This is a genomic window from Bradyrhizobium sp. HKCCYLS3077 (genome assembly GCF_051167555.1).
Lineage (GTDB): Bacteria > Pseudomonadota > Alphaproteobacteria > Rhizobiales > Xanthobacteraceae > Bradyrhizobium.
Genome location: NZ_JBNPTH010000006.1, coordinates 395,381 through 408,930, shown reverse-complemented (window position 1 = coordinate 408,930; position 13,550 = coordinate 395,381). Strand labels below are relative to the sequence as shown.

Below are 13,550 nucleotides of genomic sequence, written 5' to 3'. Positions count from 1 at the left end.
GCGCCCTTTTTGTTTGAATCTCTCCCCTTGACTGTTACGCGGAACGTATCGGATCATGGCTCATGATCCGCAGCTTCGCTGACAGGGCCACCGAGCGATTGTTCCGCGAGCATCTCTGTCCTGCGACGTGGCGGAGCTTTGAAGCCGCTGCTCTGCGGAAGCTCGACATGTTGGACGCTGCCGTTAGGTTGGACGATCTTCGTTCCCCGCCTGGCAATCGACTGGAAGCACTGAAAGGAGATCGACGCGGCCAGTACTCGATCCGGATCAACCAGCAATGGCGAGTCTGCTTTCGTTGGACGTCCGACGGACCGGAACAGGTCGAGATCGTCGATTATCACTGACGGAGACCACGATGCCCCGCTTGCGCACCCATCCCGGCGAAATCCTCCGCGAGGAATTCCTCATTCCTCTCGGACTGTCGGCGCGCGCGCTCGCAAAACTCCTGGACATTCCGCCCAACCGTCTCAGCGAGATCATGCGCGGTAACCGCGACGTCACCGCCGACACCGCCCTTCGGCTCGGTCGTTATTTCAGCACCGATCCCCGCTTCTGGATGAACCTTCAGACCGCATACGATCTGTCGAAGGCCGAGCAGACCCAGAACTACAAGAAGATCGTGCCGCGCGACGCAGCGTGAGGCGCCGCTCGACCACACGACCGATCATAAGCCGCGCTTACTACTGATAGCTCGCGAAACAGCAGAATTCGCCCGCTTGTGCTCAGCGTGCGCCGGGCACAGCGTGTAGCCCGGATGAGCGCAGCGACATCCGGGGTCTCCCTACCTACCGATCCTGAACTCCGCGGTCGGCAAAGCAATCGCGCAGCCAATCGATCACGACGCGAGCGGCGGGATCGCGCTTCAGATGCGTCTGCACCAGCAGCCAGACGTCCCGACGTCTTCGCAATTGCGTCACGCGCAGCGACGCATCGTCGAAGAGATCGCGACAGGCATGTTCGAGGAGCACGGCAACAGCCTGCCCGCTCCGCAGCACCTCGGCCATCACCCTTACATCATCCGTGATGCAGCGAGCAGCGTCGATGAGCTTGCGCTGCTTCAGGAGCTGCTGCTCGGGAATTCCATCGAGCTCGTCGGGATAGCCACAGACAAGGCTTGGCGCCGCACCTGCCGGCTCGATCAGGTAGAGCCCGAGACTGCCGAGCCGAGTAATGGTGAAGTCGCCCTTTTCCGGCTTGCGCAGCCGGATCGCGAAATCGGCCTGCCAGCGCGAGAAGCTGACATTCTGGCTCGCGGTGAGAAGCTGTAGCCGCAAACCGGGATGCGCGTTCAGGAGCGCGGCGATGCGCGGGGCCAGGATGGTTTCCGCGACGGCAGGGGTTGCGGCGATGCGGAAGCGGCCACTCACACCGGCCTGCGCCGCCCCGATACGGGAGATGTCGGCGGCGTGCTGCGCCATCGCCTCGACATGCGCCAGCACCGTCTCACAGGCCGCCGTCGGCCGGCGCACGCCGTCGACCGCCTCGAACAGGCGCACGCCGAGCGCTGCCTCGATACGTCCCAGCCGCCGGCCGACGGTGGTCTCGTCGATGCGCAGCCGCTTGCCGGCTCCGGCATAGCTGCCGGCGTCGCGCACCGCCGCGATGATCCGCAGGTCGTCCCAGTTCATCCTTCGGCCGTATCACGGCGAGCGCCTTGCCTGCAAATCTGCAGCCATTGGCTGCGCACTCCTGCGTTGCCGCAGGCCATCGGCCGGTTAGTCTGCTGCGATCTCACGACGGAGCATTGACCGCCATGCCCAATCCGAAGACCTTGCTGGAGCTTTCCGGCGCCGACCTCAGCCTTCCCGCGCTCGCCGGGTCCAGCCTGGTGCTGATCGACATCCAGAACGAATATCGTGACGGCCCGCTGGCGTTGCCGGGCGCGGAGGCGGCGATCGCGCAGGCCGCTCGCCTGCTGACGCGGGCGCGAGCCGCCGGCAGCGTGATCATCCACATCGCCCATCGCGGCAAGGAGGGCAGCCTGTTCGACCGGACCGCACCACGCGGCGCCATCGTCGAGGCCGTGAGGCCGCTGGCCGGCGAAGCCGTGATCGAAAAGACGCTTCCGAACGCCTTCGCCGGCACCGATCTGCAGGCGCAGCTCACGGCGGCCGGCCGCAAGAACCTCGTCCTGGCGGGCTTCATGACGCATATGTGCGTGTCGTCGACCGCGCGCGCCGCGCTCGATCTCGGCTGGCGCGTCACCATCGATGCCGAGAGCTGCGCGACGCGCGACCTGCCCGACGGCAAGGGCGGCACCTTGCAGGCCGCCTTGATCCATGAGGTTGCGCTGGCTGAGTTGGCCGACCGCTTCGCAATCATCGCGCGCGACGGCGCGGCGCTCGTCTAGCGGATCACGCTCCCGATGCGCCCGAGGCGAAGGCGGCCGGACTGGTCCTCGTCCCCGGCCGCGAGGGAGAAGAAGATCATCGCAGCGCGGCCGATGACGTTCTCGACGGGAACGTACCCTATCTGTGACATCGCGCGGCTGTCGTTGGAGTTGTCGCGGTTGTCGCCGAGCATGAAAAGATGCCCCGGCGGAACGACGTAGACGTTGGTGTTGTCGAGATAGCCGTTGTCGACGCAATCGAGCGTCTCGTAGCTTTGTCCGTCCGGCAGCGTCTCGCGCCAGCGCTTGACACGCTCGTCCTCGTCGTCGCCGCAGGCCTCCATTCCGATCGCATCCGCCAGCCGCTCGCGTGGCACGGCCGCGCCGTTGATGTGGAGCACCCCGCCCTTCATCTGGATGCGGTCGCCGGGCAGGCCGACGACGCGCTTGATGTAGACGGTGGCATTGTCCTTGGGCAGAAAGAACGCGACCACGTCGCCGCGCGCCGGCATCGCTCCCCAGATGCGATCGGACGGCGACAAGCCGGTTGGCCACGGAAACGGCCAGGTCAGACGGCTGTAGCCATAGGGATATTTCGACACGAAGAAGTAGTCGCCGACCAGGATGGTCGGCTTCATCGAGCCCGACGGCGCATTGAACGGCTGATACAGGAAGTTGCGGATCAGCATCGGCGAGGCCAGCAGCAGGCACAGCGCCACGAAGCCGGCGAGGAAGATACCCAGGATCGCCCACCACGGCTCCCGCTTCGGCCTGATCTCACCCGCATCCAAGCTCGTCACGATGTCCCCCTTGCGATCGCATCGCCAGGATGACCCAACACCGCGCGGTGCGCAATCACCTGCGCGCCATGCTCAACGCTTCTTCCGCCACGGCGCATCGTCCTCCCAATCGCCGGCCATGATCGAGCCGTAAGGCACAACCTCGTCGACGACCTCGCCCAGCCCGAAGCGGGCGATCTGCGCCCGCACCGAGGCAGCGTTCTTGTAGGCCTGCGGCAGCTCCGACAGATCGGGCTTGCCGCAGTAGAACCGCGCATCGATTCCCTCGGGCAGTTCGGGGCGATGCTCGCGCAAGAACGCCTTGCGGCCGAGGTTGCGGCCGGCGCCATGCGGCGCGAAGCCGAGCGCCTCCTTGTTGTCGCGATGCCTGATGATCAGCACCGGCTCGGCCATGTTGAGCGGCACGATGGTGCGGCCGTCATCATCGGCCGAGAAGCCGGACCAGTTCGGCGTTGCGCCCTTGCCGTGGTAATACAGGCCATCGCTTTTGCGGAAGACGAAATTGTGCTCGTTCCAGAAGCGGTCGGCGACGGCATTGCCGAGCCTGGCCGCCGCGAGATCGTGGATCGCGTGGTGGTTGGCGCGCGTCCACAGTCGCGCGACCTGCAGCGCGTCCCAATAGGCGCGGCCGTCGTCGCTCGACGCCTTGATCCAGGCTGAGTGCTCCGGGACCTTCGGCGCGTGGATCGCGGCGTGCCGCTTCGCCACGGCCATGCCGCGCTTGTAGAGCTGCGCGCCGAAGCCGCGCGAGCCGTGATGCGTCACCAGCGCCGCCTGCCCGGTCGATTTGAGATGACCGACGAAGGCGAAATGATTGCCGTCGCCCTGCGTGGCGAAATGGCCGACCGCGAAGCGCTCCAGGCCCTTCAGAAACGGATTGCCATCAAAACCCTGCATCACCTCGTCCGGCGGCTGGTGCAGCCGGTCGCGGCCGCCGGGACCGAAATGAGTGACGGCATGAACGGCATCGAGGATACGCTTGGGATCGTCCTTGCGCGCGAACACGGTGACCGCGACCGAGCAGCAGATGTCAGACGAATGGAAGCCGGGATGGATGGCATCCTCGCAGGCGACCACGCCGCCGACGGGAATCGTGCCGAGCGCCGTGCCCGACGGGCAGGCGTCCGGCATGACAGCGCCGGCCACGATGGTCGGCACCCGCATCAACGCATCCATGTGCTGCGCCACCGCCGCGACATTGACGCGCTCCAACTCGTTCTCGGCCTCGATCAGCATCGCAAACGGCACGCCATTGGTGCGCATCAACGCCTCCACCGGCTGCAGCGCCTGCAGCGCGACGAAGATCGCGTCGTCATCCGCTCCATTGGCGCGCATCGCGTTCGCCGTCGCCAGGGCGTCCTTGAACCAGCGGCCGGGCTTGAAGCCCCAGGCGATCAGAGTGTTTCCGTCGATCATGGCGTGTCTCGTGTTTGAACAGAGTCGTTTGTCGCCGCTGGCGACGCGTGCGTTCACAGCGGATGCTCTCTCCACTCGTCATTCCGGGGCTCGCGCAGCGAGAGCCCGGAATCCATAGCCCCAGGGAGCTATGAGACGCGAGATGGCCGTGGCGCTTGTCTTCGCCCAACCAAAGCTCGTGGTTATGGATTCCGGGCTCAGCCGCTGCGCGGCTGCCCCGGAATGACGAGGAGAGAGTTTGCCCTCTCACCTCGCCCGGCGGTACATCACGTCGGTCCGCAACACGTATTTGCGTCCCCGCGTCACCGGATCGCCGCGATGCATGATCGGGTGATGGAACAGCAGCGCCATGCCCTGCTGCGGGGTAATGCGCAGCGGCCCTTCCGGCATCAGGCCCGTGTCGTCGCAGAACGACGTCGCCCCACCTTCGAAATCATCGTTGAGATAGATCAGGAAGGTGAACAGGCTGCGCTCGCCATTGTCGCGCGCGAAATGACCGTCGCGATGCCAGTCGAACTTCTGGCCGACGTCGTAGCGATACAGCCGCAGCCGCTCGTTCAGCCCGACCGGGTGCCAGCGTTGCTGGAATGACGGAGCGAGATGCTGAGCAAGCCGTGCATAGAGGTTATGCGCACGCTCCGCATCGTCGATCATGGCTATCTCGTTGTTGCGAACGTCCTTCGCAATGATCATGCCCATCGATGTCGAGATCGGCGCATCTCCGAAGCCGATGGCTTCACCCCATCTGATATAGTCATCGCACTCCTCAGCAGAGAGGAAGTTCGCGATCGTCTCGATATTATCGGCGTGCCAAGTGAGCTCGGTCATGATGACCTCCTCTTTGAAATCAGTCGCAGCCGCGGTGCCCGGTTGAGCACCCGACCGCGCCCACCAGAGCGCGAGCGGATGCGACATCCGGGGTCTCGCGAGCTACAAATGTGAACCCGCATGTCGCTTGCGCTCATGCGGGCTACGTTCGCTCAATCCTTGAAGGGATCGAACTCGCCTTCGCCGGCCATCACGACGGCGAACGGCCGCAGCGTATGCACGACCTTCACCGAGCCGGCGTGCTCGGCGAGCACCTCGGGCAAACGGCGATAGGCCATCGGGCTCTCGTCGAGGTCGGCGCCGATCAAGGTGACGCCGCGGCTCTGCAGCCAGGCGTCCATCTCGTCGCGCGTGAAGCGCCGCTTGGCCTCACGCCGTCCGAACATTCGCCCGGCCCCATGCACCGTCGAGTACAGCGAAGCTTTCGCCTCCTCCGACTCCACGCCCTCAATGATGACGGCGTCGTCACCCATCGAGCCGCCGACGAAACCGCGCTGACCCGGAAAGGCCGGCGTGGCGCCCTTGCGCACCACCCACAGATCACGCCCGTCGTGGGTCTCACGCCAGGCGTAGTTGTGGTGGTTGTGCACGCTGTCGGTGACCGCGCCGCCGATGATCTGGCGCACGCGCTCCACCACCCACTCGCGGCCCGCATAGGCATAGCGACCGGCGAGCTGCATCGCGGCGATGTAGCGCTGCCCGACCTCCGAGTCCTCGTCGACCACGGCGGGCGGCACGTTCATGCCGTCCTTGCCGCCGGCCGCCTTGAGGTAGCGCGTCGCCGAGGTGTGGCCGAGACCACGGCTGCCGAAGTGTACGCCGATCCAGACGAAGCCGTCCTCGTCGCGCATCAGATCGACATAGTGGTTGCCCGACCCGACCGTGCCGAGCTGCCCGACCGCCTTCTGCCGGTAGGCGTCCATGTCGGACTCCCGCCAGGCATCGGCATCGTCGAACAGCTCATGCTCGACGCGCTCGGCATTCTTGCGGCCAACGCCGAACGAGATCACCTTCGACACGTCCTTGATGATCGCGCCGACCTTGTCCTCGATCGCGCTGAACGGCGTGTCGAGCCGCACCGCCATGTTGCCGCAGCCGATGTCGAAGCCGACGCCGGAGATGCTGATCTGCTTCTCATAGGCGATCACGCCGCCGACCGGCTGGGCATAGCCAAGATGGCCGTCGGCGCAGATCACGCCGGCCACGGCGTTGCCGACCGCCATGCAGTTGCGCATCTGCGCGATCGTCGCGTCCTCATGAGTCCCGAACACCTTCAGCGGGCTGTTCTGGTACTGCGCGTCCTGCGGCCGGCTCGCCACCGTATCGGCCAGCGCCTCGGCCTCACGCGCGAGCTGCTCCTTGCGCGCGGCGTCACGGAACGTGCACCACAACGGCATCGAGCGCTGCCCCGGCCGTTCGATCCGCGCATCCGGATCGAGCCCGGCCTCGACAGCCAGCTCTCGCGCTCGGTCTTTGTAGGGATCGGCTCGCATCGGATCCTCCTCTCTTGCTCGCATCAGGACACGGAGCGCCCGAACGCGCTCCGCGATCGACGCTCGCGCGAACCGTCGCGCAAGCGGGTGGTGCAGGCCAAAAGGTAGATCTGAGTTGAGGGAGGACTCCGTGCAGGAAGCCCAGTCTCGGGATGATCGTCGCTCTGGCCGGGTCGGCAGAGGGACGATCCCGCTGCCGCGTTAGGCTATCAGTCTGATATTGACGGGTAGTGCGTTGGCTGCGGAGACCGCCGGCACGCGCAGGACCAGCTCACGGCGCCGCGATTGCGGCAGCGCGCTGTCCTTGATGTGGCGTGGGGTCGGATACGACATGGGTCTCTCGCTGCGGATCATCCGCATTGAACTTGGCGCGTGGAGATACAGGTGGTTTTTGGATTTGTAAAGTGACGATGGTGCAGCTCGTTGGAAATCATGGCAACGTGGCTTCGATCGAGCTCATCACTAAGGGATCGTGGCTATGGATTCCGGGCTCTCGCTACGCGAGCCCCGGAATGACGGGCGGAGAGACCACGTACTCTCTCCTCCGGTCATTCCGGGGCAGCCGCACAGCGGCTGAGCCCGGAATCCATACGCATGATGAGCATTTGAGCCCCGCTGCTCATCTACAGATCCCCGGATACAGATCATCCCAGTTCGGGTTCTGCTCCTCGATCAGCCTGATCTTCCAATCCCGCCGCCATTTCTTCAGCTCCTTCTCGCGGGTGATGGCGGTCGTTGGATCATCATAGACCTCGAACCAGACGAGCTTACCAACGTCGTAACGGGACGTGAAGCTTGGCGTGGCCTTGGTACGGTGCTCGTAGACACGCCGCACAAGATCATTCGTCACGCCAAGATACAGCGTGCCGTGCTTCTTGCTCGCAAGCAGATAGACGCAATACGCCATCGGACAGCCGTGGTTATGGATTCCGGGCTCGCCCTTCGGGCGCCCCGGAATGACGAGCGGAGAGAGCGCGACTTCTATCCACTCGTCATTCCGGGGCTCGCGCAGCGAGAGCCCGGAATCCATACTCCCAAAACCGAGTTGGGTTTACAACTCCTCGTTAAGACAACTCCTAACAAGCAAAAGGCCGCCCGTGGGCGGCCTTTCCTATCAACGACGAGGCTGCACGGCCGCTCACGCAGCATCCGGCGCCTTCAGCCGCACCAGCCTTGTCAGCAGCGCATCCAGGCCCGCACCCTCACCGGCGTGCAGGTCGATGCGGCCGACCTTCTCGACGAGGCGCTCCAGCGACTCCAGCTCCTTGAGCCGCAGCAGCAGCGGGTTCTCCTCCATCAACCTGGCGGTGTTCAGGAGCGAGCGCGTCGCCGCGGTCTCCTCCTGGCGGCGGATCAGATTGGCCTTCGCCAGCCGCTCCGCTTCCACCACCTTGTTGACGAGCTCGCGGATCTCGCCGGGCAGGATCACGTCCTTCACGCCGAGCTCCGTCACCTCAACACCCGAGCCATCGAGCCGCGCGCGCACGTAGTCACGCAGCTCGGCATCGAGCGAGGCCTTCGCCGCCAGCACCTCGTCGAGCGTGCGTGACGCCACCGCCTCCCGGATCGCGAACTGCACCAGCCGGTACAGCCACGCATCCACGTCCGGCGTCGTCGCCACCGCCGCCTCCGGATCAACGATCCGTCGGAACGCCGTCAAGGTCACCCGCAACGCGATGCGGTCCTTGGTCAGCATCTCCTGCGCGGTGATCTCGAGCGCGGTCGGCCTGAGATCGAGACGCTTGACCTCGATCTTGCGGCCGACCACCCAGAACGCATGCCGTCCCGGCGCCAGCCGCTCCGTCAGCTTGCCATCGACATGGAGCAGACCGGCCTCGTGGTTCTCGACTACGGCCTCGGTCACGATGCTGGGGCGGTTGCGCTCGATCATCGCCAGGTGGCGCGCGCTCACGCGCACGTCGCTGGTGACGTCGATCCGCTCGACCTCGATCCGCGTCGCCACCTTCCAGTAGACACGGGTCTGCCACGGCGTCAGCAGGTGCGCGGGCCGCCCGTCGAGGCTCACGATCGCGATCTCGTTCGCGCCGGTCTCCACTGCCTCGAACAGCTCGGCCGCAAGATCGGGCCGCGCCGCCTTCAGCACCGCGTAACGATCAGCCGGGTATTCGGCCTTGACCACGTCGAACACCTGCACGGTCTGCCGGTGCAGCGGATCGAGCAGCGCATGACGGCCGGGACCGAGCACGCGCACGAGCTGGCCGTCGCGCCAGACCAGCGCCCGCTCGCCATCCGCCACCGTCTGCGTCTTCATCATCACATGCCAGCTCATGGCACTCTCCTGTCATGCAAGGTCCGGCCGGATGCCGGGCCCTGCTCTGTTGGCTGCCGGCCCACGCCCGCAGCAGTTTGAAATTCAAAGGACGTGAGGACCGGACGGCGCTTCCTGCCTGAACCGAGCGGGCTGCGGCTTGAGCGTCGGGTGCGACCGGGCGCCTGCACACCTCACAGCCGCCGAAGCAGACGTGGCGATGTGCCGGCTGTCCCGGCCATACGCGACGCGGTATCCACCGCGGCACAGAGCCGGCTCTGCAGTGTCCTGATCAGGTCGAACTGCTCTTTCGAGCAAAACGGCCGGACCGCGACTGAAGCGCGCGTCCGGTCCTCGTCAGAGGTGATTAGCTGTTCAGGCTAAACCGTAGCGCTGGAGCGGGAGTCGAACCCGCGACAGGATGATTCGGAGTCATCTGCTCTACCTACTGAGCTATCCTTGGTTGCGTCGATCGGAATCGAACCGATGCCGTCGGGCTCACACCCGATGCTCACCATGAGCTTCGAAGCACATCTTCTCTTCAGCGGAATACGCCACCGGAAACCGGCGCGCACCAGTCGGGATCTCAGCGAGCCCGAACCCATGTCCGAAGCGAAGGGTCGCTTACGTATATCAACTGATAAATCGACGCAAGTGTTAGTTTATCGCTACGACAAAAATACAAGCACGACTGATCATGATGGACGCAACTACACCCACATCGTCATTCCGTGGCGCGCGCAGCGCGAGCCCGGAATCCATAACCACGAGCGGGAGCTGGTCGAAGACTTTCGTCACTCGCATCTCGCGCCACATGACCAGATGTGGCTATGGATTCCGGGCTCGCGCTATGCGCGCCCCGGAATGACGGCCGCATATATGCGAACCGCTTCGTAGCTCGGATGAGCGAAGCGACATCCGGGGTCACACGCGCAGCGGACGAGAACCCGGATGTCGCCTGCGCCGACGCTCTTCGGGCATCGACACAGACTCATCCGGGCTACTCGCCTATCATCACCGCTCCAGCTCCACGTCCCAATACAGATAATCCTGCCAAGTCACATGCAGGAATCTCGGCGGGAACAGGCGCTGGGCAGCCATCAGCTCGTGCCGTGTCGGCTCGAACGGCGGCCGCCTCGGTTTGAGGTAACGCCGATCCTTGCGCGCATTGCACGGACTGCAGGCCGCGACGATGTTGGTCCACGACGTCTCGCCGCCATCGGCGCGCGGCACGACGTGATCGAACGTCAGCTCGCCGTGGAGATAACGGCCACCGCAATACTGACATTCGAAGCGGTCGCGCAGGAAGACGTTGAAGCGCGTGAACGGCACGCGCATCGCCGGCCTCACATAGTCGCGCAGCGCGATCACCGACGGCAGCCGCATGGTGACGCTCGGGCTGCGAACGACCCGGTCGTACTCGGCGACGACGACGTGGGACTCGCTGACCACGGCCTTGATCGCATCTTCCCAGCTGAACACCGACAGCGGAAAGTAGCTCAGCGGCTGGAAGTCGGCGTTGAGAACGAGTGCGGGATGAGTTGCAGACATCGTCGACCTCCTTTCCGTGGCGACCGTATCGAGATTCATTGGCGCGCCCATGACACGCCGATCAGCCAGGCTAGACGCGTGTCCGCGCCTCGGCGCTGGGGGCAATCAGTCACGCGCCGCCGGCGCGCCGTCGGGCTGGGCGCGGTTGATGTAGTCGAGGTAGAGCTGCCGGGCGCGCGCCTCGGTGACGCCGCGGCACGCCATCACGATGCGCACGAAGGCCGTCGCCACCGGCGAAGCCAGCACGCGTGAAATATCGCAGATATCGGTCTCTTCGCTGATTGTCCGGGTCATCAGACCCTCCGCTCAATGTGCGGAGGGGGAGTGCCCGCCGCTGTTATGCTCTTGCTGAAATCCGCAGGCCCGACCATTTCGGGGCCATCACCAGATAGCGCGGACCCTGACAGGCGACGCGCAGACCCGACCAGCCGCCCGACCGATTGAAGGGTCGTTCGCTGGTGGTAGCGTTCGCAAAATGTGAGCCTAGGCTCGACACGGTCGTGATCCTCGAGAGCAGCAGGCCGGCGATGATCGACGGCCCAGTTGCGATGGGGCAGTCCTATGCGCAGATTTTGCCGGGATCGTCAAGAGCAGCGGCCTTCGCCCCGCTCCGCGTCGGAGCAAGGCGGAGCAACATGGCCGGCTTACGCAACCTCCGGCAAGCCACCGATGAGCTTGTCCAGCGTCACCGGATATTTTCGCACCCGAATGCCGGTGGCGTTGTAGACGGCATTGGCCACGGCTGCGCCGACGCCACAGATGCCGAGCTCGGCCACGCCCTTGGCTTTCATCGGCGACGACATCGGATCGGTCTCGTCCAGGAAGATGACGTCCTGATGCGGAATGTCGGCATGGACCGGGACTTCGTAGCTGGCGAGATCATGATTGACGAAGAAGCCGTAGCGGCGATCGACCGCGAGCTCCTCCATCAGCGCGGCGCCGACGCCCATGGTCATCGCGCCGATCACCTGGCTGCGCGCCGACTTCGGGTTGAGGATGCGCCCCGCCGCACAGACCGCCAGCATGCGCCGCACCCGCACTTCGGCGGTCGCGGCATCGACGCCCACCTCGACGAAGTGTGCCGCGAAGGTCGATTGCTGATGCGTCTTGGCGAGATCGCCATATTCGATCGCATCCTCGGCCACGAGCTCGCCATCGGCCGCCGCCTGCGTCAGCGGCGCGCTGCGATTGCCGGCGCGGACCTCGCCGTCGGCGAACACGATCTCCGATGAGTTGAAGCCGAGCCGCGCCGCGGCGGCCTCGCGCAGCTTCACGCAGGCCGCATAGACGCCCGCCGTCGAATTGTTGCCGCCCCATTGTCCACCCGAGCCGGCGGATACTGGAAAGTCGGAATCGCCGAGCTTCACCACGACGCGGTCGAGTGGCACGCCCATCATCTCGGCCGCAGTCTGCGCGATGATCGTGTAGCTGCCGGTGCCGATATCGGTCATGTCGGTCTCGACCGTGACGATGCCGTCGCGGCCGAGTTTGACGCGCGCCGCGGATTTCTGCAGCAGATTGTTGCGGAAGCCGGCTGCCATGCCCATGCCGACCAGCCAGCGGCCGTCGCGGACCTGTGCAGGCCGCGCAACGCGCTTGCTCCAGCCGAAGCGCTCCGCGCCAAGCTGCAGGCAACCGATCAGATTGCGCTGTGAGAACGGCCGCTCGGCATTCTCCGGATCGACTTGCGTGTCATTGCGGATGCGGAAGTCGACCGGGTCGAGGCCGAGCTTCTCGGCCATCTCGTCCATCGCGATCTCCAGCGCCATCATGCCCGGCGCCTCGCCGGGCGCGCGCATGGCGTTGCCTTCGGGCAGATCGAGCTCGGCGAGCTTCATGGCGGTCAGCCGGTTGGCGCCCGCGTAGAGCAACTTGGTCTGATCGACCGCCGTCTCGGGCCGGCCGCCGGGCAGATTGCCGGACGTGCTCTCATGCGCGATCGCGGTGATCTTGCCGTCTTGCGACGCGCCGATGCGGATGCGCTGGATCGTTGCCGGACGGTGCGTCGTGTTGTTGATGACGAGCGGCCGCTGCAGCGCGACCTTCACCGGGCGCTTGGCAGCCCGGCTGCCCAGTGCCGCCAGTACGGCGTCGGCGCGAATGAACAGCTTGCCGCCGAAGCCGCCGCCGATGAAGGGCGAGTCGAGACGCACGTTCTCAGGGCGGATGCCGAGAATCTTGGCGATGCTGCCCTTACCCCAGGCGATCATCTGGTTCGAGGTCCAGATCGTCACCTTGTCGCCATCCCACGCCGCGATGCTGGCGTGCGGCTCCATCATCGCGTGGCTCTCGTCGGGCGTCGTGTAGATCGCATCGAGCTTGACCGGGGCGGCCGCGAACGCGCCGTCGAAATCACCGATGCCGTTGACCGGCTTGGCGCCGCTGCCCTCACCGCTGTCGCCGGCCACCGGCGGCGCGCTGCCGGCCAGAGCGCCGAGATCGAACCGGCCCTCCTGCTTCTGATAGTCGACGTCGATCAGCGAAGCCGCAGCCCGCGCCTGCTCGAACGTCTCCGCCACGACCAGCGCAATGGCCTGGTGATAGTGCTGAACCTCCGGCCCGCCGAACAGCGATGCGGTGTTCATGCGGCCGAGCTCGAGCCTGTTCATGTCGAGCGTGCTGACGATCGCGATCACGCCGGGCGCCGCCTTGGCCTTGCCCAGATCCATCGATCGGATCCGGCCCTTGGCGATGCCGGCACCGAGCACGTAGCCATAGGCCTGGTTCGGCGCGACGTCGTGGCGCTCATAGGCGTAGGGTGCAGTGCCGGTGACCTTGAAGCGGCCATCGACGCGATCGGTCGGCCGGCCCACGAGCTTCTGCTGATCGATCGGATTGGTGGTGGCGGGAGTGTCGAACTTCAT

At 65.4% G+C, this 13,550-nt stretch carries 15 protein-coding genes and 2 tRNA genes; 4 read left to right on the top strand and 13 right to left on the bottom strand.

Translation table 11 applies throughout. From position 1 onward, the window contains the following. The first annotated feature begins 62 nt into the window (after positions 1 to 62). Positions 63 to 344 (top strand): type II toxin-antitoxin system RelE/ParE family toxin, encoded by a 282-nt coding sequence (locus ACQR0Z_RS25320; RefSeq protein WP_434920437.1) that lies wholly within the window; start codon positions 63 to 65, stop codon positions 342 to 344. 11 nt (positions 345 to 355) lie between these two features. After that, positions 356 to 640, top strand: a complete 285-nt coding sequence (locus ACQR0Z_RS25315; protein WP_434920436.1) for a HigA family addiction module antitoxin — start codon at positions 356 to 358, stop codon at positions 638 to 640. Positions 641 to 785: 145 nt separating this feature from the next. Here ACQR0Z_RS25315 and ACQR0Z_RS25310 read toward each other — a convergent pair whose 3' ends face one another. Beyond that, on the bottom strand, positions 786 to 1,628 hold the full coding sequence (locus ACQR0Z_RS25310) for a LysR family transcriptional regulator (protein ID WP_434920435.1): 843 nt from the start codon (positions 1,626 to 1,628) through the stop codon (positions 786 to 788). A 125-nt stretch (positions 1,629 to 1,753) separates the two neighbouring features. Between ACQR0Z_RS25310 and ACQR0Z_RS25305 the strand changes: the two genes are divergently transcribed. Further along, the gene (locus tag ACQR0Z_RS25305) at positions 1,754 to 2,350 is read left to right on the top strand and encodes a cysteine hydrolase family protein (RefSeq protein ID WP_434920434.1); all 597 of its coding nucleotides are present in this window, start codon (positions 1,754 to 1,756) and stop codon (positions 2,348 to 2,350) included. Here ACQR0Z_RS25305 and lepB read toward each other — a convergent pair. The 9 genes from lepB to ACQR0Z_RS25260 all read right to left on the bottom strand — a co-directional run bounded on the left by lepB (position 2,347) and on the right by ACQR0Z_RS25260 (position 9,666). Beyond that, the gene (lepB, locus tag ACQR0Z_RS25300; protein WP_434920433.1) at positions 2,347 to 3,129 is read right to left on the bottom strand and encodes a signal peptidase I; all 783 of its coding nucleotides are present in this window, start codon (positions 3,127 to 3,129) and stop codon (positions 2,347 to 2,349) included. The two genes, ACQR0Z_RS25305 and lepB, sit on opposite strands and share 4 nt — an antisense overlap. Before the next feature lie 72 nt (positions 3,130 to 3,201). Next, on the bottom strand, positions 3,202 to 4,545 hold the full coding sequence (locus ACQR0Z_RS25295; protein ID WP_434920432.1) for an RtcB family protein: 1,344 nt from the start codon (positions 4,543 to 4,545) through the stop codon (positions 3,202 to 3,204). Between the two features lie 246 nt (positions 4,546 to 4,791). Beyond that, entirely contained in the window at positions 4,792 to 5,373 is a 582-nt protein-coding gene (locus ACQR0Z_RS25290; protein ID WP_434920431.1) for a 2OG-Fe(II) oxygenase, read from the bottom strand. A 152-nt stretch (positions 5,374 to 5,525) separates the two neighbouring features. Next, positions 5,526 to 6,866: an RtcB family protein gene (locus ACQR0Z_RS25285; RefSeq protein WP_434920430.1), complete on the bottom strand. Its 1,341-nt coding sequence runs from the start codon at positions 6,864 to 6,866 to the stop codon at positions 5,526 to 5,528. A 201-nt stretch (positions 6,867 to 7,067) separates the two neighbouring features. After that, a complete protein-coding gene (locus ACQR0Z_RS25280; RefSeq protein ID WP_434920429.1) occupies positions 7,068 to 7,199 on the bottom strand; it encodes a hypothetical protein in 132 nt (43 codons plus the stop codon). 286 nt (positions 7,200 to 7,485) lie between these two features. Then, positions 7,486 to 7,773, bottom strand: coding sequence for a GIY-YIG nuclease family protein (locus ACQR0Z_RS25275; RefSeq protein WP_434920541.1), 288 nt, complete (start codon positions 7,771 to 7,773; stop codon positions 7,486 to 7,488). A 231-nt stretch (positions 7,774 to 8,004) separates the two neighbouring features. Further along, a complete protein-coding gene (locus ACQR0Z_RS25270; protein WP_434920428.1) occupies positions 8,005 to 9,156 on the bottom strand; it encodes a slipin family protein in 1,152 nt (383 codons plus the stop codon). A gap of 370 nt (positions 9,157 to 9,526) precedes the next feature. After that, positions 9,527 to 9,593: transfer RNA gene (locus ACQR0Z_RS25265), tRNA-Arg, on the bottom strand. A gap of 2 nt (positions 9,594 to 9,595) precedes the next feature. Continuing rightward, positions 9,596 to 9,666 (bottom strand) — tRNA-OTHER (locus ACQR0Z_RS25260). Between ACQR0Z_RS25260 and ACQR0Z_RS25255 the strand changes: the two genes are divergently transcribed. Beyond that, positions 9,652 to 10,032: a hypothetical protein gene (locus tag ACQR0Z_RS25255; protein WP_434920427.1), complete on the top strand. Its 381-nt coding sequence runs from the start codon at positions 9,652 to 9,654 to the stop codon at positions 10,030 to 10,032. The two genes, ACQR0Z_RS25260 and ACQR0Z_RS25255, sit on opposite strands and share 15 nt — an antisense overlap. A gap of 117 nt (positions 10,033 to 10,149) precedes the next feature. Here the strand turns inward: ACQR0Z_RS25255 and ACQR0Z_RS25250 are convergent, their stop codons facing one another. The 3 genes from ACQR0Z_RS25250 to paoC all read right to left on the bottom strand — a co-directional run bounded on the left by ACQR0Z_RS25250 (position 10,150) and on the right by paoC (position 13,550). After that, the gene (locus tag ACQR0Z_RS25250; protein WP_434920426.1) at positions 10,150 to 10,686 is read right to left on the bottom strand and encodes an HNH endonuclease; all 537 of its coding nucleotides are present in this window, start codon (positions 10,684 to 10,686) and stop codon (positions 10,150 to 10,152) included. Positions 10,687 to 10,791: 105 nt separating this feature from the next. Further along, positions 10,792 to 10,980: a hypothetical protein gene (locus tag ACQR0Z_RS25245; RefSeq protein WP_434920425.1), complete on the bottom strand. Its 189-nt coding sequence runs from the start codon at positions 10,978 to 10,980 to the stop codon at positions 10,792 to 10,794. Between the two features lie 350 nt (positions 10,981 to 11,330). Beyond that, a complete protein-coding gene (gene paoC, locus ACQR0Z_RS25240; protein ID WP_434920424.1) occupies positions 11,331 to 13,550 on the bottom strand; it encodes an aldehyde oxidoreductase molybdenum-binding subunit PaoC in 2,220 nt (739 codons plus the stop codon).

Bases quoted from the DNA above. Each gene is read 5' to 3' on its own strand.
- ACQR0Z_RS25320 (WP_434920437.1), top strand. From the start codon at position 63: ATGATCCGCAGCTTCGCTGACAGGGCCACCGAGCGATTGTTCCGCGAG.
- ACQR0Z_RS25315 (WP_434920436.1), top strand. From the start codon at position 356: ATGCCCCGCTTGCGCACCCATCCCGGCGAAATCCTCCGCGAGGAATTC.
- ACQR0Z_RS25310 (WP_434920435.1), bottom strand. From the start codon at position 1,628: ATGAACTGGGACGACCTGCGGATCATCGCGGCGGTGCGCGACGCCGGC.
- ACQR0Z_RS25305 (WP_434920434.1), top strand. From the start codon at position 1,754: ATGCCCAATCCGAAGACCTTGCTGGAGCTTTCCGGCGCCGACCTCAGC.
- ACQR0Z_RS25295 (WP_434920432.1), bottom strand. From the start codon at position 4,545: ATGATCGACGGAAACACTCTGATCGCCTGGGGCTTCAAGCCCGGCCGC.
- ACQR0Z_RS25290 (WP_434920431.1), bottom strand. From the start codon at position 5,373: ATGACCGAGCTCACTTGGCACGCCGATAATATCGAGACGATCGCGAAC.
- ACQR0Z_RS25285 (WP_434920430.1), bottom strand. From the start codon at position 6,866: ATGCGAGCCGATCCCTACAAAGACCGAGCGCGAGAGCTGGCTGTCGAG.
- ACQR0Z_RS25280 (WP_434920429.1), bottom strand. From the start codon at position 7,199: ATGTCGTATCCGACCCCACGCCACATCAAGGACAGCGCGCTGCCGCAA.
- ACQR0Z_RS25275 (WP_434920541.1), bottom strand. From the start codon at position 7,773: ATGGCGTATTGCGTCTATCTGCTTGCGAGCAAGAAGCACGGCACGCTG.
- ACQR0Z_RS25270 (WP_434920428.1), bottom strand. From the start codon at position 9,156: ATGAGCTGGCATGTGATGATGAAGACGCAGACGGTGGCGGATGGCGAG.
- ACQR0Z_RS25255 (WP_434920427.1), top strand. From the start codon at position 9,652: ATGAGCTTCGAAGCACATCTTCTCTTCAGCGGAATACGCCACCGGAAA.
- ACQR0Z_RS25250 (WP_434920426.1), bottom strand. From the start codon at position 10,686: ATGTCTGCAACTCATCCCGCACTCGTTCTCAACGCCGACTTCCAGCCG.
- ACQR0Z_RS25245 (WP_434920425.1), bottom strand. From the start codon at position 10,980: ATGACCCGGACAATCAGCGAAGAGACCGATATCTGCGATATTTCACGC.
- paoC (WP_434920424.1), bottom strand. From the start codon at position 13,550: ATGAAGTTCGACACTCCCGCCACCACCAATCCGATCGATCAGCAGAAG.